Genomic DNA, 23,316 nt, shown 5'->3' with positions numbered 1-23,316 from the left:
GTAATCGTATGTTCGGCACATTACTAAACGGTACTTCTGCGTCTGTCTAGGCTAAAGCGTCCGGTACCATGAGCGGCCACTACCAGGAAGCCGCCGGTCATAGCCAGATTCTTAAAGAACATCAAAAACTGCATCTGATCGGACAGATTATTGTGAAACATTACCGCGGTCAGCAAGCTGAAGCCGGCAAAGGCTAGTGCGGTAAGGCGCACCTGGAAACCCACAATCAACGCAAGGGCGCCACCAATCTCAAACAAAATCACCAGTGGCAGCAGAAACTCTGGTAGGCCGCCCATGGCTAAGTACTGGGCGCTGCCCTCATAGTTCTGAATCTTGTTCACGCCAGCAAGTAAGAATATCGCCGCCAGGCCGATACGCCCACTTAGATCTGCGATGCCCGCAAATAGCTTGTGGTTAGCGCTGGGCTGGGCTGTGGATAAAGCAGAAGTGGTCATTTTAATGCTCCTTAAACTGTGAAAAGGCCGATAGAGCCGTGCTCTAAGTGGGTTATCGCTGTCGTTAGGGGGCAGTTTATTTAAATTTAACAGAATGAAAATTAGTCTATTTAGGCTTGTTCATTCTGTTTAGCAGAATGAAAGGGGTAAAACTGGGTGGCTAGGATCTCAGAAGTGGTATCCAGCCCCCAAGGAGAAACAAAGGGATCAATATGCAATCCACGTCTATATCCAGATGGATGCGGGATCTAACATTAAGGCCGGATCGTAAGTGAATCTCTGCTTCAGCATCAATATCAAGGTACCAAATAGTCGTATTGAACAGCCAGCGGCTGTCCCTGCCAAAGGCAACACCAGTACCAACTTCCCCAGCCAGCCCCCAGGAATTATCTACCCTCCATCTGGCCAGTGACTCAGCCCCGAGTACAATCCCAAAGTAGTTCTGCGCCGTATGGTTGATATGCTCGCTGAAAAAATGAGTGTAATGCACTGCCGTTTAAATACAGAGTATCGGAGTCGTCATTGGGGACGACCGCGCGGCGCTGGCGCGAACGATAAATTCTCCTTTTGGCAATCTGATATTGCCTGGTTGGTCACTAAAAGTTCGAAGCAATAAATATTATTAGCTTGATTTTTTCTTACCCCGGCTTCCAGAGATTTGATGGAAAAATAGGGTTTTAAGCAGACAGTTCAATATAAGCAAAGACTCATTATTTGAATGCTAGAGTGATAGTGTTGTTGTCTTGCTAGTACGGATTTTCTATACGTTTCAATCTGTGAGGCAACATTTTTTGCTGTAATTTATCAATTTCATAGGAAAAATTTACAGTTTATAGTTTTGTGGCGTAATTAATGATAGATATTATCAATTTATGGGGTAAATGTTGAACAGGTTAACTGATTGGATAAATTGGTTCTGTTTTCTCTAGATTTTTTAAATGGATGCATAAATTTGCTAGTTGTTTTTTTATTTATTTAATTATTGAAATGAAAAAAGTTAAATGGGCCTAGGAGGCCCATTTATAATTTTGTAAAAAGTTATGTCAATAAGTGCTTTCTTCTTTAGTCGATAAGAATCTCTGGTACTGGAATGCTGCCCCCAACATACAGAGCCCTACCAGCATACAGACCACAATTTTCTGTATCAGAGAAAAATCCTGCATATCCCAAAGCACAATTTTAAGTGCGGCAATGCCGAACAACATGAGTGAGAGCTTCAGTAACTTTTGAGTACCTGGTTTCAGGGTCTGGAATAGTAGTAGTGTTGCATGCACCACTAGGGCAAAAGATATTGCTGGCAGCCACATGGTTTCCAGTATTTGTGCCAGCAGAGCGATATAAAGTGGAATTGCTGTGAGGTGCAATGCCCACAGGTTAAACAGCCTACGATCGGGCCAAACGGCTCTATTGGCGAAGAAACGCTGATAAACCAGCAGCGAAGCAATTCCCAAGGCCACTAAATTATAAATCCCGATCATTGGCGCCTTATTGGAATTGGTGATTACTGCTGCAACCTGTAACAAGGTAATAAACTCAAACAGGCGCAGACTCAACATATAAAGTGGAGTCAACTGATTGCGCAGTGGGGCTAATTTGGGTTTAAAAACATACAGACTGGCGAAGTACAGCTGGCAAAGTAAGAGGGCCAGTGCAAAGTCCCGGCTTAGCGCATAGCTAATAATAAACAGTGTTGCCGCGAGATAGTAAAAAGCCAAAGGAAGGAGTGGCTTGAGTGCACGGTGCAGGGCCAACTGCCAATCCTTGCCAACGGGCTTTCGCCGCAACCCTTGACCGATCCACAACAACGCAGTCAGTGATACTAACCCCAACAGCAGCCCACTCATAGCAAGGCCTTGCCAGTCGGCAAATTCCCGCAGGGCACAGCCGCTCACTGCTACAAAGCTTGCGCCTACAATTAAGATCCGCAGTTCCTGTTTTAATACTTCCAGTTTTAGGCATGTATAAAGCCCTAGGGCTATAGCGCAAGATAACCAAACGGCAATGGGGAAGTAATCGCTGGCTTTATAAATCACCGTCGGTAGGAAAAATATTGGCAACAGAGCGTAAAACAGCTTGCGCAAATTGAGTGCCAGGGAGAAGCCTGTGGATTGCATATCCAGATACTTATACAGAGCTGCAATCATCCACAAGCTGAGGAAGGCTTCCACGCTGGCGATCTTTCCATAAGGTATTTGATCGTAGAAATGTAAGTTACCCACAATCGATGCACTCGCCAGCAATGGGACAAACAGCAGTAAGTAATGGCTGAGTCCCAACCATTCACAAAATGCTGAGCCAGTGCGCTGGCCACGCCAGATCAAAAAGCCCATTGGTAACAGGGCAAGTAGCCACATGCCTTGGGGCCAGAGGATTCCGACTGATAGCAGGAAGCTTGTGGATAAAAACACCGCAAAAGCATTATCTGCAAGAGTGGCTAAACGGTGTTCTGCAGGAGTGATCCGGTCTGCACAGTGCCGTAATAGCCGGGTTAATGCGAAGGCAGCAGCACAGAGTACCAGCCAGTTACCCCAGCCAGCGTCTGCGCTTAATGAAAGCAACATCGGTGCGGGAACAACACTTCCAGCTACCCAGGCCAGAGCTTGCCACAGCATGGTAAGGCCTGCGGCAGTAAGGGCGATATAACCCTCGCTTCTTACACTGATAAAGCCAAAACGGGCACCGAGAAAAATCAGCAACAATCCTTCAAGGCACCAGACAATTCCCAGTAAAGCGGGACTGCACAACGCCAGGATGGCCAAACCTGCCAGCAATCCACCATGTAGTAGAGCCATATTCTGTACAACACGGGCGGAAACACTGGTGGCGCTGTAGCCAAACAGCCAGCGTGAATAAATGGCCAGCGCCATCCAGGGTAGAAGGTTAAGCAGCCACACTATGCCCAGCGCATTGCTGCTGGGGGCCAACGACCAGCTGATGTGGATAAATAACAGCAGGTTTGCGGCAATAATAATCAGGCGCTTTCGCTCCAGCCCTTTGGTTTCTATCAGTTCGGTACGCAGTCCTCGTAAGGCGTAATGGGCAAAGCCATAAAAGAAGCCGTGCAATATCAGCAGTGGCCCCCAGGTTGAGGCGGTTTCATCCAGGTTTGAGATCGAAAACTCAAAAATGCCGGCACTCAGCGCCATAGTTACCATTGCAAGCTGTGGCCAGCGTATTTGCCTGGATAAATGCAGCATGGCAAGGGCGAGTGCCAATAAGTAGCTGAGATAAACCAGTGCCGATGGATCAAAATGATTCGCCACCAAAGGCATGGTGGCGCCGCCCAGCAGGGTCACCATGGACACCACTCGTGTCTCAAATAATAGGGCGAGTAAGTAGGAGAGGCCTGTTGTCACTACCAACAGGCCGACTCCTATGGGGATAGGTACCAACTGGTAGTAGGGCCCGGCAAAGTACCCACATAGATAGAGAAGAATCACCCCGAGTGCTATTAGTCCGGAGCCGTAGTCGGCCATATGAGGCATTCGCCGGCTGAATGTGACACCGCCAAAGGTTGTTGCTGCTGCGACTAGAAAGCCCAGAGTAACCTTACCAATTGGGCCCAAATAGTTGTTGAAAGAGAACTGCAGCAAATAAGCGAAGCCAAACACCAGCGCCAATATGCCGGCTGCGGTCATAAAGAATACCGGAGCCTTACCCTGACGCTGGTAGTGGCGATAAAAGCCCATAAGGGGCTCCCACACGCGGTTGAGTGGTTCCAGGGCTGGTGCTACTAGGCTGGCCAACCCTTCCTGTGACCATGGTGTGGTTGCTGATGCTTTTCTGTCTTTTTGAGACGGTGATTTGGGTTCAGCAGGTGCCTTAGTGGGGGTTAAGATTGCTGGCTGAGCTTGCGCAATGACCCGGCGGGGCTTGGTAGGTGTGCCCATAAGCAGGGCTAAATCATCCTCTAACTCAGCGGTGCTTCCTGCTAAGACTTCTTTGTTTTCAGTTTTGCCCCGCCTAAGTTGTGCTTCAAGGGCAGAGAGCCGCCGTTCGAAGGTCTCCAGTCGGCGGCGATTGTCTCTCTCTAGCAGAGCTAGCTCTGCTCGGAGTGATAGCAGTTCACTTTCCATAACTTGCTCTTATCGTTTTGATCGAGACTATCCTGTGCCTTTTCCTACGGCAAGTGCATAGTTAACCGCACGGATCTACCCGATCGTTTCTTCAACATCTTCCTTTAGCGTGCCTGAGTAACCGAAGAGAAAACCCAGCACCGGTAAGGAGATTTTCACCTCAAACTGGTAGAGCCCATTCACAATTGCTTTTCCAGCAGAAACCTTTGGCCGTAATATTGTTGGAATTGGGAGTCGAAAAATTGACACAGAACGTTGCAACCATTGCCAGTTGCCACCCTCAGTGGAAACCCCAAGCTGTATTTTGATTGGTCCAGTGGACTCAACCCAGTAACCACCTTGTTGATAAGTTTTTACTGGGTGAAATTCTGAGGTAACGGTATGGCTGTCGGCAAAGGTGCGGGACCAGATCAGTGTTTTGGCGGAATGGTGGATTTCCACAGAGAAAGGCACCTTGCCAGCCTTTGCGGGGACCCCCAATTTGCGAGCCACTCGTCGACCAATCCAGCCGGCAACACCAGAACCAAAGCGGATATCCACCTCACCATTGAGCCTAGCCCCCTTTCTATGCAGCTTTTGCAAAAGTGGATTCAGCTTGCCGAAATCCGGTCCAAACCAATCGAGCACCGCATTTTTCATTCTTATCGCTCTCAAGAAACCATTGGGGGTCTCATAGTTTGCAGTCGAGCTTAAGCTTTAGGGCGCACCACCACCTGCATTGAGCAGTGGATGGTTTTATCGCCGTCTTTAACCAATACTTCTGAAGACTCAGAAATCACCTGGGATACAACCAGGTCTGAAATACTAACGACCTCCAACAGCTCTTCCTTACAGCCAGCAATATTGGCTGCATTAGAAATGGCAGAATCGAAACTGGTCTTGTGAGAGAAGCCTCTCTCCTCCTCGCCACGGCGACTGCGTTGAATGCTTTGGTAGGCATCTTTGCCTGCATCCACGGTATCTCCAATAACCCGGCCCGGTTTGACTTCGAGTTTCATACAGGAAGTGGTTGCAAGGGCAATGGTGATAAGGGCGAGAAACTTGTTCATTTTACGACCTGAGTTCTTTTTAAATAACATCTTCTATGAGGCACAAGCACAGTATTGCCTCATAAAAATTAAGCGTGGAATCTTATAGCGATATGCAGAGTAATCAAGTGGGTAGGATATTGGGGACTAGGAAATGAATCTATAGTTGGTTCTCACCAATGGGGCTTTTCAATTGGGAGTAACGAAGAGCTCGGCATCACAACATTGAATGACACATACAACCTAAGTCATACCGGGGTATCCTATAGGTGTGTGGCCGATCTTACGAGAGAGGCTAAGCGGGCTCAGGGATAGATCAAATATTACCCAGTGAGACAGGGTTTTCCTGTTACCCGCTATTAGCTCTTTTTATTGAGATTTTCTATTTATAGTGCCTTAGATTGAGGTATCGGCTTCTTTAACCTCGGTATGTTTCTCTTCGATTTTCTTAATCTGCCCAATCAAGCTGCGGCGTTTGAACCAGAAAACGATGGCGCCTAATGGGAATCCTGCGGTAAGAATTAGTGGAGCATGCTCACTCGCAGATACTGCTCCGCCACCAAAAAGATGGAAGCTGAGGAGCTTTATTTGGTAAGCCCCAGTGGTCCAGTTAAGCTTTATAGCTCCAACACTAAATAGGATAAATAGAATCCACAGCCACTTGCGCTGTTGAATGGGGGTTTTAATGCAGATCACCAGTGTTACTAGGATAAATATCGGGACAAGAAAAGTCGTCGCTAATACTAGATAATGTAAAGGTAACTTGCCGAATAGAGAAAAGCGGTTTAACTCCTTTTGCGATGCCGATGTTCTGTAAACATTGAGGCCAATAATGGTGGTCTTCCCTCCCGCTCGTTTGATTGCGGCATTAGCCAAGGCCCAGCCACCTTCAAAGTGGTACTCGAAGACGAAATTCCCTGTCCAAGTGCTACTGGTGGCTTTCACCTCTGAGCCAATTAGCTCGGTGGAGAGTAGCTTTCCTTCAGGAACATAGCCGAGCATTCTTTCCAGTAGTTCAGGGGAAAGCTCGTCGGATATCACTGGATCAATAAGGCTCTTTACATAGTCGAAGTCCCCCTGCAGAAACCTGTTGAGATAATCCTTAGCGAAATCCACCTCTTCCTTCGGTTCTAAGCTATTCTCAGCGAGCTCGGCAGAAGTAAGGAGAGGATAAATCAATACAGTGAATGCGAAGAGTTTCAGAATAAGCTTCACGGTTACTTCCAGTTTAATTGTGTTTGTAAATCTTGCTGTCTTACTTGCAATGGAGCGGTCGCCAAAAAATAGACGTATTTACACTAGCGGCTAAGAATATGATTCCTTACACGTTAATAAATATCTTATTGGTCGGTTAATCCATTGATGTGATTACAGCCCTACTAAAATATCAGATGTAGGCGGATCAATCATTATTGATTTCAATATAACATTGTCATTGATGGTCGGTATGCTCAAAGATGTGGTGAATTTTTGTGGTTTATACAAGTTTGGTGGGAAATTTCTTTATATTTCAGGGGTCATGGTTGGAGCCTTATAAAAAATTTAGATTTCAAGTGAGGAAACCCAGCTGCAACGTTCACTTTCTCGTCAATCCTCATTGATCATGTCTTGTTCCTTTTGAATACGTCTATAAATCTCCTCTCGGTGAACAGGTAAAGACTTGGGAGCGTTTATTCCTATCCTCACTTGATTACCTTTAACCTCCAATATGGTGACTGAGACATTGGCTCCAATCCTAAGATTCTCTCCGGCCCGGCGTTTTAAAATCAACATGTGTATTTCCTTCTGGTCAGCAAGTTATGGGATGACTATTCCACAATGGGAAAGCTTGGGAAGAAGCAGTCGGAAAGACGAGGAGGGGCGCGAGAACGGTAGGCATAAAAGAAGAAAAGGCGGGCGCTAGACTCCCAGTGCTTGGGGAGTCGCCTCAGGCTGCTGAATGTGCAACCTTTTATTGAAGACGAGCGGGTTTCTAGCGTACCATTCATGGAGCCACTTTGATAACTATGGTATCAATTTGGTTAGCTGGCCCCGGGTGTTGCCGCACCTTGGGTCAGCGCCTTTTACTTACTCTTACGTCACGCTACCGTTCTCCTTTGGGGAATGGATCTTTTAGAAAATTCTCGGTGTTCTTGTTCTATCTTGGGCTGTTGGCTTGTAGAAGCCGGTTTTATCATTGCCCAGAATCTTAATAAATATCACTCGATTCTACGCAGCTTTGACGCTGGAGAAAACTTAATAAAATCCAATAAGATTATTTGGGCGCCTATATTTTTTATGAGCTCATTTTGCCGAATGGCAATGGCTCATTGAAAATGGAACCCAAAATAGTGATCCTTTTAATGAGAGCTATGAGCCGTTAATCCTATTGGATTCCTCAATCCATTGTTGGTTAAAGCCTGCTCTTTTGGTATAGCCGATGAAGATATTCATTAGTCTTTCCATGCAGCTCTCAAGGTCTACTTCAAGCTCTAACTCTTCGTCGGCCTGGTAATCTTCAGCTGCTTGGTCTGCCATATCCCAAAAAAACTGGGTTAACCGCTTTGCATCTTCGGCTGAAGCAATGTCATTCTTACCGAGTACTATGTTTTCAGCAAATTGATTTTTCAATTTTTTTGAGTAATGAACAGCGACTTGCTTGGCTGTGATTTCGTATTCATTAAATTCCATCATTTCTTGTAAGCCTCAAGATCTAGATCATTCATTATGGCCATTCTCTGAGAAATAAAGTTCAATTTTTCAATAAGTTGTGAAACGAGCATTTTCTCGGTTACAACAAGGAAGAAATGTTCGCTATTGTTTGGGTCAACTTCGAATCCAAGCCCCTTAGGTATGCTTGTACTGTCTTCTAAAATCCAATAGGCCACGCTTATCTTTGTGCCTTTTTTCTGGAATCTGCCTAAAAGATCTAAAGTAAATTTTGTTTGATTAAATGTTGAAGAAAATGAAAGGCCATGAGTCTTGCTTGGTAATACCCAGTCAGGGTTACTTTCTGACAAGAGGTAATCCCCTTCCTTTAGCCCACCTTGTGACTGCTCATCGCCAAAGATTACACGTTTTTTCCCTAAACTTTCCGTGTGATATACAGTAGGAGAGTGTGGCTCAATCGTCGTTCTAAACATTACATCTTGAGACTTACCTTTCATGTCTCTGTGCTGGGCAATGAGCTTGTTAATTCGATCTTCAATAGATGCCAATGTTTTCAGTTGATTTTGAAAAACATAAGGTTTTGATTTTCCCACCCCTATCTCCTTTTTTGGGACTTCCTAGATATAGGAAAACTACTTTATTCGCTATGAAGTACATGTGCATTTATGTCTTAGGCAAAGCGCCGAGCGGTGAAGCTGTACTAAAGTACAATAAGCTTTCCATTTCTTTTATTTTATAAAATATAAAAAGATCGATAAAGGGGTTAGAGGCTTTCATAGGTTTATTAATTGCGGCAGTAGATTAGATCTCATCTAATCCACCGACCAATAAATTCGCACCAGCGGCATTAGTGCCCGGCCTTCCAAAACGAAGCTTTCATAGTGGTTGACGATTAAATCGGCCAGGTCATCAAGGTCTACCAGAGTGAGGGGAAAGGTGGAGCGGTCGGCTTCGTAGCGGGCTTCGCGGGTGAAACCGCCGGTGCTGACGAATAGGCCGGAATCTCCTTCCCGCAGGGCGCCGATAAAGCCGCGTATGGCGGGGGCACCCATGGAGCCATCGCGATGTTTCACTACAGTCTGCTTGGCTGGTGAGGCATTCAGAGCTAATAAGCTATTGATTTCCTCAGAATAATCTAATGTAGAAAGCTGGCTAGTAAAAGCCCTTTATTATTGTCGATTCCTCGATTTTCCCATATTCTCCCCTATGGCATGGAGATAAGAAATGCTATGAATGATCAAATATTGACCTTAAAAGAGGTCGCGGCGTACTTAAAACTCGCCGAAAAAACAGCCTATAAGCTGGCCGCAGCAGGCAAATTGCCGGGCTTCAAGGTCGGGGGGAGCTGGCGCTTCAAGCGTGAAGATATTGACCAGTGGATCGAAGAACAAAAGAATGCGAGCCAAGACTGAAAGGAATTGTCGTGATACCTGATTATCAAACATTAATGACGCCGGTACTCCAATGCTCTGAAGCGGGAGAAGTCCGTATTCGTAACGTAGTGGACATGCTAGCAGGCGAATTCAAGCTGACTTACGAGGAGAGGGAAGAGCTTTTACCCAGTGGAAAACAGGCCATTTTTGCGAATAGAGTTCATTGGGCAAAAACGTATCTTCTGAAAGCTGGGCTTGTTGAAGCTACACGACGAGGATACTTCGTCATAACTCAACGAGGCAAAGAAGCTCTTATAAATACCTCGGCGACAATTGATAACACCTACCTGAAGCAATTCGATGAATTCAGAGCTTTTCAGGGGCTGTCGAACGACAACAAAGCTACCGTTGAACAAGACCAAGATTTGGCCAAAACCACTCCTGATGAAGAACTGAGAATAGCCTACAAAAAAATCAATACAGCACTTCAAACAGATATTTTGCAAAGAGTACGAACAGTAACACCTGCATTCTTTGAAGAACTGATCGTGGAATTGCTATTGGCAATGGGGTACGGCGGTGCAGTAGAAGATGCTGGGCGTGCTTTAGGTCGTTCCGGTGATAATGGTGTGGACGGAGTAATTGATCAAGATCCGCTTGGTGTTGATCAAATTTATGTACAGGCAAAACGCTACGCGGAAGGTAATAACGTAGGTGCGAGTGATATACGTGACTTTTTCGGAGCACTAAACCTTAAAAAGGCGCAAAAAGGTATCTTTATTACCACTTCAACATTTAGTCCTTCGGCAGCACAAACGGCAAAAGATTTAGGCAGTCGAATCGTGTTAATAGATGGCGTGGAGTTAGCCAAGTTAATGCTTAGATATAACATCGGTTGTCGAAACGAAGATGTTTTGTATCTAAAGAAAATCGATGAAGATTTCTTTGAGTCTTAATACCTACATTAATTGCAAGTACATCAGATATTGCACAGAATTTAAGATATAGAGGACAGAGAGTTTGAACAAGCAACAACTCGCCGCCAAAATCTGGGAATCAGCTAACCAGATGCGCTCCAAAATTGAAGCGAATGAATATAAAGACTACATACTTGGCTTTATCTTTTACAAATACCTAAGCGATCAACTTTTACAGTTCGTAACCACTCAAGGCATGACAAGCGAAGAAATCAAAACTTTGAGTGAAGACGATGCTGAAACCGTTGCTTTTATCCAAAGCAACCTTGGCTATTTTATTTGCTATAACAATCTTTTTTCTACTTGGGTTGACCCTAAATCTGACTTTGATGAGTCAAATGTGCGCGATGCATTATCAGCATTTAGCCGTTTGATTCACCCCAATCACAAGAAATTGTTTGAAGGTATTTTTACCACGTTAGAAACAGGATTGAGTAAGCTTGGTGAAAGTGCAGGGAAACGTACCAAAGCCATCAGCGACTTACTGCACCTCATTAAGAGTATCCCCATGAATGGCAAGCAAGGCTATGACGTATTGGGTTACATATACGAATACTTGATTGAAAAATTTGCTGCAAATGCTGGTAAAAAAGCTGGAGAGTTTTACACCCCGCACGAAGTGTCGGTACTTATGTCCCATATCATCGCGCATGAGCTAAAACACAAAGACACTATTGAAATTTATGACCCCACATCAGGCTCTGGCTCCTTGTTGATTAATATCGGTGAAGCAGTCGAAAGACATGCGAAAAATAAAGATAGTATTACCTATTACGCTCAAGAACTAAAAGCCAATACCTACAACCTGACCCGTATGAACCTTATCATGCGTGGCATAAAGGCCAGTAACATCAAAACTCGCAACGGTGATACGTTGGAAGACGATTGGCCGTATTTTGATGAAAGCGATCCACAGGGTTCGTACCAAGCGTTATATGTTGATGCTGTGGTATCAAATCCGCCTTACTCGCAAAAATGGGATCCCAACCATAAAGAAAATGATCCGCGTTATTCTCGTTTTGGCTTAGCCCCAAAAACCAAAGCCGATTTTGCATTTTTGCTGCATGATCTTTACCACTTAAAACCCGATGGGATCATGACCATTGTATTGCCACATGGTGTATTGTTCCGTGGTGGTGAGGAAGGGGAAATTCGTAAACAGCTCATCGAGAATAACCATATTGATGCGATTATCGGTTTGCCAAGCAATATCTTTTTTGGCACCGGCATTCCCACTGTAATTTTGGTGCTCAAACAAAAACGTACCAATGGCGATGTGCTGATCGTTGATGCCTCCAAGCATTTCGTAAAAGAGGGAAAAAATAACAAGCTGCAAGCCAGTGATATCAAACGCATCGTCGATGCTGTAATCAATCGAGAGGATCACCATAAGTTCTCGGAGGTCGTGGAAAAACAAGTCCTCCGTGATAACGGCTATAACCTTAATATTCCGCGCTATGTAGATTCTTCGGCAGCGCCTGAAAGCTGGGACTTACACGCCACTATGCTAGGCGGTATACCCAACAGAGAAATATCAAACCTTGAAGAGTTTTGGCAAGCTTTACCGCAATTACGCAGCGCTTTATTTGTTTCTAAGTCAGAGGCTTATAGCGAACTTGCTATCGCGAAAGAAGCAGTTAACGCCACGATTAGCCAGCATCCGCAAGTGGAATCGTTCGTAGCTACATATAACCAAGCCTTTGAAGGCCATGATGACAGTTTAAACACAACCCTGATAAAAAACTGGCAAACGGTTACCCGAAACCAGCAGGAAAGCGAGTTAAGTTCTGATCTATTTAAGCGACTTGCGCCTGTTCCACTAATCGATAAATACCAAGCCTACCAATATCTAAGCAACCAATGGCAAGTCATTAGTGCCGACTTGGAAATGATGCAAACCGAAGGCTTTGCTGCGACCAAACAAGTTGATCCCAACATGGTCATAAAGAAAAAAAATGGCAAAGATGTAGAAGTTCAAGACGGCTGGAAAGGCCATATATTGCCATTTGAATTAGTGCAGCAAACTTACCTAAGCGAAGACTTACAGGCGTTAGAAAGCCAAGAAACAAAGTTAACGGAAGTGATCTCTCAAATTGAAGAGATAATTGAGTCATTTACCGAAGAAGAAAAAGACTCGCCCATACTTAATGACAAAAATGACGCCTTCGTTAAATCTGAATTAACCAAAGCAATTAAAGAGATATACGCTGATGTTGATTCAGAAGAAATTCAAACGCTCAATGAATATGTCGCCTTGCTTGATGATAAAGCCAAAAAGCCTGAAAAGCTGATCTTTATCGAAGCTCATGTGGAAGTCGACTGGCATAAAATTGAAGCCAATAAAGATGGCACCTATGGAAAAGCCAAGGTTAACGCTTATCTACAAGTACTAAGAGCAGGGTTTGAATTCGATCCTGAAACGTATGAAGGAAAAATCGTAAACGCAGATAAGTTGTTATCTGAACAAACTGAGCTTAAGACGGATATTAAGGCGAAAGCGAATGCGTTACACCTAGAAACCAAAGCCACCATAGAAGGTTTAACGGACGAGCAAGTAAAAGAGATACTGCACCTAAAATGGATAGCGCCATTAAGTCGCGAACTTGCCGCCATGCCGAACAACGTCATTACACAGCTCACCACTAAAGTACAAGCCTTAGGAGATAAATACGCTGTGACCTATTCTCAGGTAGCTAAAGAAATTGTTAGTGTTGAAAAAGAGTTGTCAGGCATGACGGGCGAACTTACCGGCAATGAGTTTGATATGCAGGGACTGGCCGAGCTAACAAACCTGTTGAAGGGCGAATAAGATGAGAGAGCATAAGAATACTCCTCAAATTCGTTTCGACGGTTTTAATGATGAGTGGGTGCAACATGACTTAGGTGAACTCATTGACATTCGCTCTGCCGCGCGAGTTCACAAAGAACAATGGACTAAAGCTGGGGTTCCATTTTTTAGAACCAGTGATGTCGTTTCCATATATAAAGGGCAGGAAAACGCTAAAGCTTTTATTTCTTATGATGTTTATGAAGAGCTAACTGGAAAAATTGGTAAAGTCGCCAGTGGCGATCTGCTTGTTACTGGTGGCGGCTCGATTGGCATTCCCTTTTTGGTACCAAATGACGAGCCTCTATATTTTAAGGATGCTGATTTACTTTGGTTTAAGAATGATAAAAAGTTCGATGGTTACTTTTTTTATACATTCCTGTTTAGTGAAACTTTTAAAAAGTATATCAAAAGCATTTCTCATACGGGAACGATTGCTCACTATACGATTAAGCAGGCTAAGGCAACACCAATTAATACTTGCGATAAGGAAGAGCAGTCCCAAATCGGTAGCTATTTCCACCGGCTAGGCAGCCTAATCAATAAGCATCAACAAAAGCACGAAAAGCTCAGCAATATTAAAAAAGCCATGCTGGAAAAGATGTTCCCAAAACAAGGCGAAACTATCCCAGAAGTCCGTTTTAAAGGGTTTAGAGGGGAGTGGGTGGAGAAAAAGCTAGGTGAATTAGCGGAAATTGTTCGCGGTGCTAGCCCTCGCCCTATTGAAGACCCTAAATGGTTCGACAATAGCTCAACTGTTGGGTGGTTGCGAATTAGAGATGTGACTGAACAAGATGGCAGAATTCATGTTTTAGAGCAGAGAATTTCAAAACTTGGTCAAGAGAAAACTCGCGTCTTATTCGAGCCGCACTTGCTTTTGAGTATCGCTGCAAGTGTAGGAAAACCGGTTGTCAATTATGTTGAAACTGGTGTTCACGATGGTTTTTTAATATTTAAAAAACCGCTTTTTGAGCTTGAGTTCATGTATCAATGGTTGAAATCTTTCGAGGAAGATTGGCAACAGTATGGCCAGCCGGGAAGCCAAGTTAACCTCAACTCCGATATTGTGAAAGGTCAGGTAGTCAGTATCCCTTCAAAGGAAGAGCAAACCGCCATCGGAAACTACTTTCAAAAACTCGACGCATTGATTAACCAACACCAACAACAAATCACTAAACTCAATAACATCAAGCAAGCCTGCTTGAGCAAAATGTTTGTCTAGCAGGGAGCTCCAGGATGACCACTTTTAAAACAGAAGCGCAGTTTGAGCAGGCATTTGTTGAGGTGCTCACCCACAAAGGGTGGGAGAGCGAGATTTTAAAGCACAAGACCGAAGCTGAACTTTTACAAAACTGGGCAAATATATTATTCGAAAATAATAAGCAGCAAGACCGCCTTAATGATGTGCCGTTAACCGATACGGAAATGCTGCAAATTATTGAGCAAATTAAGGAGCTTCGAACACCGCTGAAGCTCAATGGTTTTATTAATGGTAAAACCGTCGCCATTAAGCGAGACAATCCTGCCGATAAACTACACTACGGCAAAGAAGTCAGCCTCAAAATTTATGATCGCCAAGAGATTGCCGCTGGTCAAAGCCGTTACCAAATTGTTCAGCAGCCTAAGTTTGAGCGTGGTAGCCCGTTGCGTAACGATAGGCGCGGTGATGTGTTGTTATTGATTAATGGCATGCCGGTGATCCATGTTGAGCTTAAGCGCACAGGAATACCCGTAAGCCAAGCAGTCAACCAAATTGAAAAATACAGCGCTGAAGGCATTTTTAATGGGCTATTTTCGCTAATCCAAATCTTTGTGGCCATGGAGCCAGAAGAGACTAAATATTTCGCCAACCTTGGGCCGGATGGAAAATTGAATCCAGACTACCAATTCAATTGGGCAGACTTTAACAACGAACCCGTCAATCACTGGAAAGACATCGCCTCGACACTGCTCTCTATCCCCATGGCGCATCAGTTGATAGGTTTTTATACCGTCGCCGATGATACCGATGGGGTTCTTAAGGTGATGCGCAGTTATCAATATTACGCAGCCAATGCTATCTCCGATAAAGTGGCAAAAACCAACTGGCAACAAATAGGCGGCAGCGCAAACAATTCAGATCGTCTCGGTGGCTACGTATGGCATACCACTGGCTCAGGTAAAACCATGACCAGCTTCAAATCGGCACAGTTGATTGCTCAGTCGAAAGATGCCGATAAGGTGATTTTTTTGATGGATCGCATTGAACTGGGCATCCAGTCACTCGCCGAATACAACAACTTTGCAGGTGATGGCGAAGAGGTACAGGCTACCGAAAATACCGATATTTTAGTAACCAAACTCAAAAGTAGTGACCCCGCCCAAACCTTGATCGTTAGCTCGATTCAAAAGATGAGTAATATTTTTGAGGCAGTGGACGACGAAGGAACCGCCACCAACTCGGCAGATATTGAAAAAATCCGCGCCAAGCGGTTGGTGTTTATTATTGATGAAGCCCATCGCTCCACGTTTGGCGATATGCTGATCACTATTAAGCGCACATTCCCACGAGCCTTGTTTTTTGGTTTTACGGGCACACCCATTCAGGAAGAAAACGAAAAAAGCGGTAACACCACCAATACTGTTTTTGGTAATGAGTTGCACCGCTACAGCATTGCCGATGGTATACGCGACGGCAATGTGTTGGGTTTTGATCCCTATAAAGTCAGTACCTTTAAAGATAAAGACCTTCGCCAAGCTGTTGCCCTAGAACAAGCTAAGGCTGAGTCCGTAGCCGATGCACTATCTACACCAGCTAAAAAGAAAAAATTTAACCACTTTATGAACGGTGTCGAGATGGCGGGCCATAAAGACACAACGGGCAAATACGTAAAAGGCATAGAAGATTATGTGCCAAAAGAACAATATTTAACGGATACGCACCAAGCCAAGGTGGTTGAAGATATTCTGCAAAACTGGGATGTGCTCAGCCAAGCCAATAAGTTTCATGCCATATTGGCTACCAACAGTATTGCGGAAGCCATTGACTATTACCGCCTTTTAAAAGTCGCTAAACCTGAGCTAAAAATATCCGCACTGTTTGATCCTAATATCGATAACGACGGCAGCGGAGGCCGTGGCCCCACTTTTAAAGGTGATGGCTTAGAGGAAATAATGGCTGATTACAATGCACGCTATAGCCAAGACTTCGATTTCGCTAAATACGCTAAATTCAAAAAAGACCTAGCCGCACGACTTGCTCATAAAAAACCTTATGAGCGTATACATACTGAACCTGAAAAGCAGTTGGATTTGCTGATTGTTGTTGACCAAATGCTGACTGGCTTTGACTCTAAATGGCTTAATACCTTGTACTTAGACAAAGTAATCAAGTATCAAAACATTATTCAGGCATTCTCGCGCACCAACCGTTTATTTGGCCCCGATAAACCCCATGGGACTATTCGCTATTACCGCTACCCGCATACAATGGAACGGCATATTGAGGCCGCAGTAAAACTCTATTCAGGTGATAGACCCATCGGTTTGTTTGTAGACCGTCTGGAAAACAATCTCGAAGCTATGAATGAACTGATAGCTGAAATCACCGAATTGTTTGCTAATGCGGGCGTTTCGAATTTTGAAAAGTTGTCTTCAGACTCTGATGCTTGCGCGAAATTTGCCGGTTTATTTAAAGACTTCAATCAACACTTAGAAGCCGCCAAGGTGCAAGGCTTTCATTGGAATGAACTGACTTATTCATTTGATGAAAATGATGACAAGCGTGAAGTAACACTAGCCGTAGATGAGCAAACCTATTTGAGCTTGGTTCTTCGTTACAAAGAACTCGCAGGAACCGGTGGAGGTGGTGGTGCAGGAGGAGACGTTCCTTTTGACATTAGCGGTCATCTTACCGAAATCGATACCGGTAAAATTGACTCTGATTACATGAACAGCCGCTTTGAGAAATATTTAAAAGAGCTAAATCAGGATCAAGAAAATGTAGAGGTAACCTTAAACGAACTGCATAAATCATTTTCAACGCTCACTCAATCCGAACAAAAGTACGCGAAACTCTTCTTGCATGACTTGCAGCGCGGCGACGCACAATTAATTGAGGGTCACACTTTCAGGGACTACATCAACGACTACAAAAATAACGCTGAAAACGCCCAACTCAATGCAATCGTGAGTGCGTTAGGTTTGGATAAAAACCTTCTTACCACTTTAATGGGTGACAATGTAGATGAGAAGAATCTGAACAATTTTGGTCGCTTCGACGCACTAAAGACAACGGTGGATAGGGACAAAGCGAAAGCCTACTTCGAGAAACTAGATGAGCAGGTTATACCACCTTTTAAGTTGAATATACGAATTGACAAGTTTCTGAAGCAATATGTTCTTGAGCAGACTTATGAGGATCTTGTTGAATAGCCTTAATTTCAGAGTGCTTTTCGGTCTAATGAGCAGAAGAGGTTGATTTACAATAGTTCAGACTTGATCTGACAGTTACCGGTTTTTAAAAGGTGTTCTGTCAGGTCAGGTTCTGTTTACGAGTTTTTCCAACCAGATATCTTTGGTATCCTCGCGCGTCTGCATTGGAGTCCGGCCACAGCACTGCTTGCCTTGGTGGGCGCGATCATTATTGTAGTGCGTGAGCCATTCGTCCAGATCCGCCTACAGCTCTACGATCGACCCGTATATCTTGCGCCGTAGTGAGGGCTGGTATAACTCCTGTAGAATCGTTTTATGGAAACGCTCACAGATGCCATTGGTTTGCGGATGGCGAGCTTTCGTCTTCGTGTATTCGATCTCATTCACATTCAAGTACAACCGGTAATCGTGCTGCTCCAGCTTGCCGTAGTACTCGGTACCACGATCGGTCAGTATGCGTAGTACAGGCAGCTCAGGAGCAGCACAGAAAGGTAGCAATCGGTCATTTGGCAAGTCGGCAGCTATGCTGAGCTAAGACTCATCTTGTCAAGACATGATGTTGTTAAGTGCATAATCATGGGCTATGTCCATGGCTTTTTGTGGGTAATCGCTTTTTGATTCTCGCACAATAAATGAGTCATGAACACATAGGTATAGCTCGTGATTTTCTGCAAAAAATTCCAGCACATATTCTGCGATAAGTGAGTTTACTCTTTGCAGTACGATCCCATAACCTTTGTGGAAGCAATGGTTTGTCGGTTTGTGTATTTCCTTGATACCTTCTACGAAATTTTTAATATCTATATTTTTTGCTTCCTTTTCAGAAAAATATTCTTCCCATAATAATAAAATCAACTTTCGGGCGTTGGTGCAAGCCAAGTCCTGGGAAGATAGCCCTCTTAGAAAGCTTGATTGGAACTGGTCCAGGGAATATGACTTGTATCCATTTACCAACCCAAAGCGTTTTGAACTGAGTATTTGGCATCCTCATCTGTCATTGGGGCGCCCCACATAGAGTGGGGCACGACTTCGGCTAGACTCCCTTGAAGCGACACCACATAACCACCCCCAGCGTGCGAAGATTTTACCTCTAACGCTATTGGCATTGGAGGAATATGCAGAACAAATAGGCGCTCATGAGATTCGTATTATGAAGCCTGTTAACGAAAATGTACGCGACTATTACTCAAGCAAGGGCTTTACTTATAACTCTTATGGTGATTACTGTTGGAGGAGCATTGTATGACCAATGAAAAACGCCCCCTAAAGGGCACTCCTGAATATGAAAAGTGAAGAAAGGAGCGCGCCAAAAAGCGTGCTGAAGAGCTGTTATCAGGTTCTGAAGATGTGGATCAGACGGGGCTTCTGAGTGGGGGTAAAGATGCAATGCGGGATGATAATCCCGATGGGAAGCCGGATTTAAAAGAAGTTAATAAGTAGTGTATGCAATGCGGGATAGTTGCATTTTGATGGTGTCAACTTCTTGGTTAAGGAACTTGTTTAGCTCTTGAAGCTGAAGGTTTTCTGGACGTGACTTAGAAATAAAAAAGGCCAACCACGCGGTTGGCCTTTTTCGATTTGGTGGAGATGGAGGGACTTGAATAGTTGCTGTAGCTATCGTATTTGCTTGGTTTCTATTTGGCTCAATCACAAAAAACCAAAGATAACCCCACCACTAGAGCAAAGTAACCCCCACTTACTTAGAAGGCTCCGACAGGCATTGATCCTGTCGGATGAAAAACGTCCTGCGCCTAGCGAGCTGCTAAAAGGGAAATCGAGACTATCAATTGCTAGTCACTTTTTAGAGCCGACGTACATCGCAAATAACCGAAGGCCGATGGTAATTAAGACAAGCATACTTGGTGCTGTATGAGCGGGCATTGCCTTTAATTGGGTGACTTCTCTTTGAATGGTCATTGTTTGATGTGGATTGGACTGGTGCTTTGAAATCTGGATGACGTTTTTCTGAAGTAATTTATCGAACGACTCGATTTCTCCCGCAAGCATATCCAGGAGTTCCAATTCGGTCTTGCCATCCCATGGTAGCTGTTTCCTATATGCGTCAACTGCTTTACCAAGCTTTTTCCATTCTTCTGCGAGGAAGGCTTCAAGTGATGAGAGGGTCCTAAGCTTCGAGTTCATGGATTGATTGGCTCGGTAGGCGTTTTGTCCATGAGCGCCGCTCGCCATTATTCCACCAAAGTGCTGTACGTTATGCTTGGCGGTATTTAGGTTGCGGCTAATTAAGTTGAGTTGATCCAAGGTGTGAACCAGAGTCTGATCAAATCTTGGGTCTTTATTCTTAATCGCTACCAGCGCGGTGTTAATCAGTCGACTCACCTGTACCTTGGTTGCATGTTCGTTGATAGACATATCCTTTTATCCTCGTATATCCATTGAAGAACGTGTTCTACCTCTCTGATTTGAGATGCATGTGCCACATTCATTTTTTTCCTTGATGAATACGCGAATTCTAAATCAAATCTGCCGAGTGTCGTGGTCGATTAGAGTACGGGCCATTGCACGGAAGCCGTGGGCGATCATGGTTTCATTGTCATAGCCCAGTAACCTGAGCACAGTCCTCACACCGTTATCAGACAGTGGACGGCTTTGGCCTCGAGCTGATGGGAAAATATATTTGCCATGGCCTGTTAGCGGCTCCAGTTCTTGCAGTAAGGCAAGAGCTTGTTCAGCAAGAGGGATAATGTGCAGCTGGCCCATTTTCATTTTTTCGCTGGGCAGTTCTATGTGCTTGGCATCTCAATTGATATCCGTCGGCTCAAGTTTTCGCAATTCTCCAGGGCGGCAGAATAGGAGAGGGGATAGATTTAGGGCTGCTCTTACTACTGGGGTGCCCTGGTATTTGCCTATGGCAGTTAGTAGGCGCCCAACTTCAGCTGGGTCTGTCATTGCTGCCAGGTGTTTTTCTTGGTGGCGGTGAGTGCGCCGGGCCAATCCCGCGTACTTTCTTGCCCTCCGGCAATTTGATGGGGGCAGTGGCGCAAACCTGCTCGTAGGTTGGTCCAGATAAGCAAAAACCCCGGAAACACTGGGTTTGCGGGGCTTTCGTGGGCTGTCTGAGACAGCGATTTGGTGGAGATGGCGGGAGTCGAACCCGCGTCCGTCAGCACTCTGCCAGAGGCTCTACATGCTTAGCTCCGTCAATTGATTTAACCCATTACAGCCCGGCGGTCAGGACGTATAGGGCGATCCCGTAAGTTGTTTAACCGCTTGCCCACGGACATGGCTTGCGGCGATCCAGTTCTATATAACAGTCTACAGCGCGATACTGGAACCTTGCTGAAGACTGCTAAGGGACGAACCCTTAGTTAGTGCTTCACAAGCTGCTTACGCAGCGAGTTGGGCACCGTAGTTGTCGTCGTTGGCAACTAATAAAATACAGCTTTGGATTTACGTGATTCGCTGCCATCACGGCATGCACCCAAGGTTTCGTCACCGGCGTCGAATCCAAGTCATCCCCGATAAGAAACACTCTCGTGTGTCATCTAAGTATACCTCAAACTCGGGCATTACAATAAATTTTTATACGCCAGGGAGTTTTTGGGAGCTTTGATGAGGGGGGGTAGGGGGCGAGTGGGGAGTCCCGGCAGCGGTGGCCGCCGGGACAGTTAGAAAAGGCGTTACAGTATCGATTGGGCGAAGGCTACCAGAATCAGCAGTGGGCACACGATGCGCACATACCAGGGCCAGATCTTCCAGAACAGGGTGTGCTCAATATCTTCGTGGCCTTTCTTCAGCTCGCTCAGCAGCTGGTCGCGGCGCCAGATCCAGCCGGCAAAGATACACAGCGCAATACCCAGCAGGGGCTGACCGTATTCAGTACTGATACTGACTGCCAGTCCAAACAGGCTGTCGAAGTTGTAAATAATGGTGCTGCTGATGGCAAAGATCACCAGGCCCACAGCCGGAGTGGCAATACGGCGGGGGATGCCCAGGTTCTCAATAGAGAAAGCCACCGGTACTTCCAGCATAGAGATAGAGGAAGTGAGGGAGGCGATCACCATCAGGGCAAAGAAGGCAATGGCGACGAATACACCAGCTTCGCCCATGGTATCGAACAGCGCTGGCAACACCTGCAGGATCAGGTTGGGCCCGGCAATCAGGGCGCCGTCAGCAGCGAAGATCTGGGTGCCGGCTTCCTGGGCCACATACATAGCGGGCAGGATCAGCAGGCCTGCGGTGAAGGCGATTCCCACGTCGATCAGAGTGACCAGGGCGCCGAGGCGCGGCAAGCTCTCTTGCTGGCTCAGGTAAGAGCCATAGATCAGCATGGTACCCACCCCTAGAGACAGAGAGAAGAAGGCCTGGCCCATAGCAGAGATCAGTAGCTTCGGGGTGAAGTGACTGAAGTCTGGCATCAGGTACACCTCCAGGCCGGTAAAGGCGCCGGGCTGGGTGAGTACATAGGCGATCAAAAGCAGCAGCAGGATAATCAGCGAGGGCATCAACAGGGTGGACCAGCGCTCAATGCCCTTCTCCACGCCGCTGGCAATAATCAGCATGGTGAGACCACTGAAAATTGCGGTAAAAATCAGATTGCGTTGGGTACTGTTTTCAGTGAGCCATTGGACAGCTTCCTGGGCGCCAAACAGGGCGGCGAAAGGCTCGGCCAGGTGAGCCACCATCCAGCCGGCCACAATGGCGTAAAAGCTCAGAATCAGGGAGGCTACCAAGATACCGACAAAACCGGTGAGGCCGCCGAAGAAGCGGCTGACTGGGCCAATTGAGATGGCGCGCAGTGCCTGTACCATATTGCGCCGTGCGTAGCGGCCAATGGTAAGTTCGGCCATCAACGCTGGGTAGGCGAGGGCGAAGGCCAAAAACAGATAGGCCACGACAAAGGCGGCGCCGCCGTTGCTGGCGGCTTTAGTGGGGAAGCCCCAAATGTTGCCGAGGCCTACGGCGGACCCGGCGGCGGCCATCAAAAAGCCAATATTCGAGCTGAATTGTCCTCGGGGTGCACTCATACTAAATCCCGTAATTATTCTTCTAATGGTTTTTGTGCACTACTTGTGCGTGGCGCGCATCAGGCGCTGCTTCTCGCGGTTCCAGTCACGTTTCTTCTCGGTTTCCCGTTTATCGTGCATGGCCTTACCCTTGGCCAGGCAGATTTCGCACTTGACCAGATGCCCTTTCCAATACAGCGCGGTGGCAACCACGGTGTGGCCTTTTTGCTCCACGGCGGCGATCAGCTTGGATAGCTCACGCTTGGTGAGTAGCAGGCGGCGGGTGCGGTCGGGCTCGGTCACATAGTGCGTGGAGGCGCTGGCGAGGGGCTGGATATTGGAACCCAGCAGCCAGGCTTCGCCATTTTTGAAAATGACATAGCTGTCGGTGAGCTGGGCTTTGCCCTCGCGACAGCTTTTCACTTCCCAGCCCTGCATCTCAACGCCCGCCTCAAACTTCTCCTCGATGAAGTAGTCGTGACGGGCCTTCTTGTTGAGGGCGATGGTATTGGATGTTTGCGCTTTCTTTTTCTTGGCCATGAAAACTTCTA

20 protein-coding genes, 1 other RNA gene and 1 pseudogene are annotated in these 23,316 nt (G+C 45.8%); 5 read left to right on the top strand and 17 right to left on the bottom strand.

Features of this window, described 5'->3' with window-relative positions; translation table 11 throughout:
• Positions 1-23 precede the first annotated feature (23 nt).
• The 10 genes from FIU95_RS16715 to FIU95_RS16670 form a co-directional block, all read right to left on the bottom strand.
• Positions 24-455 carry a DoxX family protein gene (locus FIU95_RS16715; RefSeq protein WP_152454837.1) on the bottom strand — a complete coding sequence of 144 codons (432 nt, stop codon included), beginning with the start codon at positions 453-455 and terminating at the stop codon, positions 24-26.
• Between the two features lie 160 nt (positions 456-615).
• The gene (locus tag FIU95_RS21825) at positions 616-945 is read right to left on the bottom strand and encodes an OmpW family outer membrane protein (protein WP_152454836.1); all 330 of its coding nucleotides are present in this window, start codon (positions 943-945) and stop codon (positions 616-618) included.
• 553 nt (positions 946-1,498) lie between these two features.
• Positions 1,499-4,531 (bottom strand): DUF2339 domain-containing protein, encoded by a 3,033-nt coding sequence (locus tag FIU95_RS16705; RefSeq protein WP_152454835.1) that lies wholly within the window; start codon positions 4,529-4,531, stop codon positions 1,499-1,501.
• A 75-nt stretch (positions 4,532-4,606) separates the two neighbouring features.
• Entirely contained in the window at positions 4,607-5,170 is a 564-nt protein-coding gene (locus FIU95_RS16700; RefSeq protein ID WP_152454834.1) for a DUF4166 domain-containing protein, read from the bottom strand.
• A 50-nt stretch (positions 5,171-5,220) separates the two neighbouring features.
• Positions 5,221-5,580: a hypothetical protein gene (locus FIU95_RS16695; RefSeq protein WP_152454833.1), complete on the bottom strand. Its 360-nt coding sequence runs from the start codon at positions 5,578-5,580 to the stop codon at positions 5,221-5,223.
• 375 nt (positions 5,581-5,955) lie between these two features.
• Complete coding sequence (locus tag FIU95_RS16690; RefSeq protein WP_152454832.1) at positions 5,956-6,774, bottom strand: hypothetical protein; 819 nt, start codon at positions 6,772-6,774, stop codon at positions 5,956-5,958.
• Between the two features lie 372 nt (positions 6,775-7,146).
• On the bottom strand, positions 7,147-7,332 hold the full coding sequence (csrA, locus tag FIU95_RS16685) for a carbon storage regulator CsrA (RefSeq protein WP_152454831.1): 186 nt from the start codon (positions 7,330-7,332) through the stop codon (positions 7,147-7,149).
• Positions 7,333-7,908: 576 nt separating this feature from the next.
• Positions 7,909-8,232, bottom strand: coding sequence for a hypothetical protein (locus FIU95_RS16680; RefSeq protein WP_152454830.1), 324 nt, complete (start codon positions 8,230-8,232; stop codon positions 7,909-7,911).
• Positions 8,229-8,801: a hypothetical protein gene (locus tag FIU95_RS16675; protein WP_152454829.1), complete on the bottom strand. Its 573-nt coding sequence runs from the start codon at positions 8,799-8,801 to the stop codon at positions 8,229-8,231. Before FIU95_RS16675 ends, FIU95_RS16680 begins: the two co-directional genes overlap by 4 nt.
• A 219-nt stretch (positions 8,802-9,020) precedes the next feature.
• A complete protein-coding gene (locus tag FIU95_RS16670; RefSeq protein WP_253868701.1) occupies positions 9,021-9,281 on the bottom strand; it encodes a restriction endonuclease in 261 nt (86 codons plus the stop codon).
• 156 nt (positions 9,282-9,437) lie between these two features.
• Between FIU95_RS16670 and FIU95_RS16665 the strand changes: the two genes are divergently transcribed.
• The 5 genes from FIU95_RS16665 to FIU95_RS16645 all read left to right on the top strand — a co-directional run bounded on the left by FIU95_RS16665 (position 9,438) and on the right by FIU95_RS16645 (position 17,798).
• A complete protein-coding gene (locus FIU95_RS16665) occupies positions 9,438-9,620 on the top strand; it encodes a helix-turn-helix domain-containing protein (protein WP_152454828.1) in 183 nt (60 codons plus the stop codon).
• A gap of 11 nt (positions 9,621-9,631) precedes the next feature.
• Positions 9,632-10,537, top strand: a complete 906-nt coding sequence (locus tag FIU95_RS16660) for a restriction endonuclease (RefSeq protein WP_172975439.1) — start codon at positions 9,632-9,634, stop codon at positions 10,535-10,537.
• A gap of 64 nt (positions 10,538-10,601) precedes the next feature.
• Positions 10,602-13,367 (top strand): type I restriction-modification system subunit M, encoded by a 2,766-nt coding sequence (locus tag FIU95_RS16655; RefSeq protein ID WP_152454827.1) that lies wholly within the window; start codon positions 10,602-10,604, stop codon positions 13,365-13,367.
• 1 nt (position 13,368) lies between these two features.
• Positions 13,369-14,607 (top strand): restriction endonuclease subunit S, encoded by a 1,239-nt coding sequence (locus FIU95_RS16650; protein ID WP_152454826.1) that lies wholly within the window; start codon positions 13,369-13,371, stop codon positions 14,605-14,607.
• A gap of 14 nt (positions 14,608-14,621) precedes the next feature.
• Positions 14,622-17,798: a type I restriction endonuclease subunit R gene (locus tag FIU95_RS16645; protein WP_152454825.1), complete on the top strand. Its 3,177-nt coding sequence runs from the start codon at positions 14,622-14,624 to the stop codon at positions 17,796-17,798.
• A 105-nt stretch (positions 17,799-17,903) separates the two neighbouring features.
• Here the strand turns inward: FIU95_RS16645 and FIU95_RS16640 are convergent.
• The 7 genes and pseudogenes from FIU95_RS16640 to smpB all read right to left on the bottom strand — a co-directional run.
• Positions 17,904-18,320: pseudogene (locus tag FIU95_RS16640) on the bottom strand (integrase core domain-containing protein); the annotation flags it as partial.
• Positions 18,321-18,344: 24 nt separating this feature from the next.
• Positions 18,345-18,677: a hypothetical protein gene (locus FIU95_RS16635; protein WP_152454824.1), complete on the bottom strand. Its 333-nt coding sequence runs from the start codon at positions 18,675-18,677 to the stop codon at positions 18,345-18,347.
• Between the two features lie 915 nt (positions 18,678-19,592).
• Positions 19,593-20,171: a hypothetical protein gene (locus tag FIU95_RS16630; RefSeq protein WP_152454823.1), complete on the bottom strand. Its 579-nt coding sequence runs from the start codon at positions 20,169-20,171 to the stop codon at positions 19,593-19,595.
• 105 nt (positions 20,172-20,276) lie between these two features.
• The gene (locus FIU95_RS16625) at positions 20,277-20,525 is read right to left on the bottom strand and encodes a hypothetical protein (RefSeq protein ID WP_152454822.1); all 249 of its coding nucleotides are present in this window, start codon (positions 20,523-20,525) and stop codon (positions 20,277-20,279) included.
• A 364-nt stretch (positions 20,526-20,889) separates the two neighbouring features.
• Positions 20,890-21,279: a transfer-messenger RNA gene (ssrA, locus tag FIU95_RS16620) on the bottom strand.
• Positions 21,280-21,439: 160 nt separating this feature from the next.
• Positions 21,440-22,786: a sodium-dependent transporter gene (locus FIU95_RS16615; RefSeq protein ID WP_152454821.1), complete on the bottom strand. Its 1,347-nt coding sequence runs from the start codon at positions 22,784-22,786 to the stop codon at positions 21,440-21,442.
• A 39-nt stretch (positions 22,787-22,825) separates the two neighbouring features.
• Entirely contained in the window at positions 22,826-23,305 is a 480-nt protein-coding gene (gene smpB, locus FIU95_RS16610; protein ID WP_152454820.1) for an SsrA-binding protein SmpB, read from the bottom strand.
• Positions 23,306-23,316 lie beyond the last annotated feature (11 nt).

Source organism: Microbulbifer sp. THAF38 (genome assembly GCF_009363535.1).
Taxonomy (GTDB): Bacteria; Pseudomonadota; Gammaproteobacteria; order Pseudomonadales; family Cellvibrionaceae; genus Microbulbifer.
This window is presented reverse-complemented; position numbering and strand designations above follow the sequence as displayed.

What these genes read in the sequence shown, in the direction of transcription:
- FIU95_RS16715 (WP_152454837.1), bottom strand. Translation starts at nt 455, where the DNA reads ATGACCACTTCTGCTTTATCCACAGCCCAGCCCAGCGCTAACCACAAG.
- FIU95_RS16705 (WP_152454835.1), bottom strand. Translation starts at nt 4,531, where the DNA reads ATGGAAAGTGAACTGCTATCACTCCGAGCAGAGCTAGCTCTGCTAGAG.
- FIU95_RS16700 (WP_152454834.1), bottom strand. Translation starts at nt 5,170, where the DNA reads ATGAAAAATGCGGTGCTCGATTGGTTTGGACCGGATTTCGGCAAGCTG.
- FIU95_RS16695 (WP_152454833.1), bottom strand. Translation starts at nt 5,580, where the DNA reads ATGAACAAGTTTCTCGCCCTTATCACCATTGCCCTTGCAACCACTTCC.
- csrA (WP_152454831.1), bottom strand. Translation starts at nt 7,332, where the DNA reads ATGTTGATTTTAAAACGCCGGGCCGGAGAGAATCTTAGGATTGGAGCC.
- FIU95_RS16680 (WP_152454830.1), bottom strand. Translation starts at nt 8,232, where the DNA reads ATGATGGAATTTAATGAATACGAAATCACAGCCAAGCAAGTCGCTGTT.
- FIU95_RS16665 (WP_152454828.1), top strand. Translation starts at nt 9,438, where the DNA reads ATGAATGATCAAATATTGACCTTAAAAGAGGTCGCGGCGTACTTAAAA.
- FIU95_RS16650 (WP_152454826.1), top strand. Translation starts at nt 13,369, where the DNA reads ATGAGAGAGCATAAGAATACTCCTCAAATTCGTTTCGACGGTTTTAAT.
- FIU95_RS16645 (WP_152454825.1), top strand. Translation starts at nt 14,622, where the DNA reads ATGACCACTTTTAAAACAGAAGCGCAGTTTGAGCAGGCATTTGTTGAG.
- FIU95_RS16630 (WP_152454823.1), bottom strand. Translation starts at nt 20,171, where the DNA reads ATGTCTATCAACGAACATGCAACCAAGGTACAGGTGAGTCGACTGATT.
- FIU95_RS16625 (WP_152454822.1), bottom strand. Translation starts at nt 20,525, where the DNA reads ATGAAAATGGGCCAGCTGCACATTATCCCTCTTGCTGAACAAGCTCTT.
- FIU95_RS16615 (WP_152454821.1), bottom strand. Translation starts at nt 22,786, where the DNA reads ATGAGTGCACCCCGAGGACAATTCAGCTCGAATATTGGCTTTTTGATG.
- smpB (WP_152454820.1), bottom strand. Translation starts at nt 23,305, where the DNA reads ATGGCCAAGAAAAAGAAAGCGCAAACATCCAATACCATCGCCCTCAAC.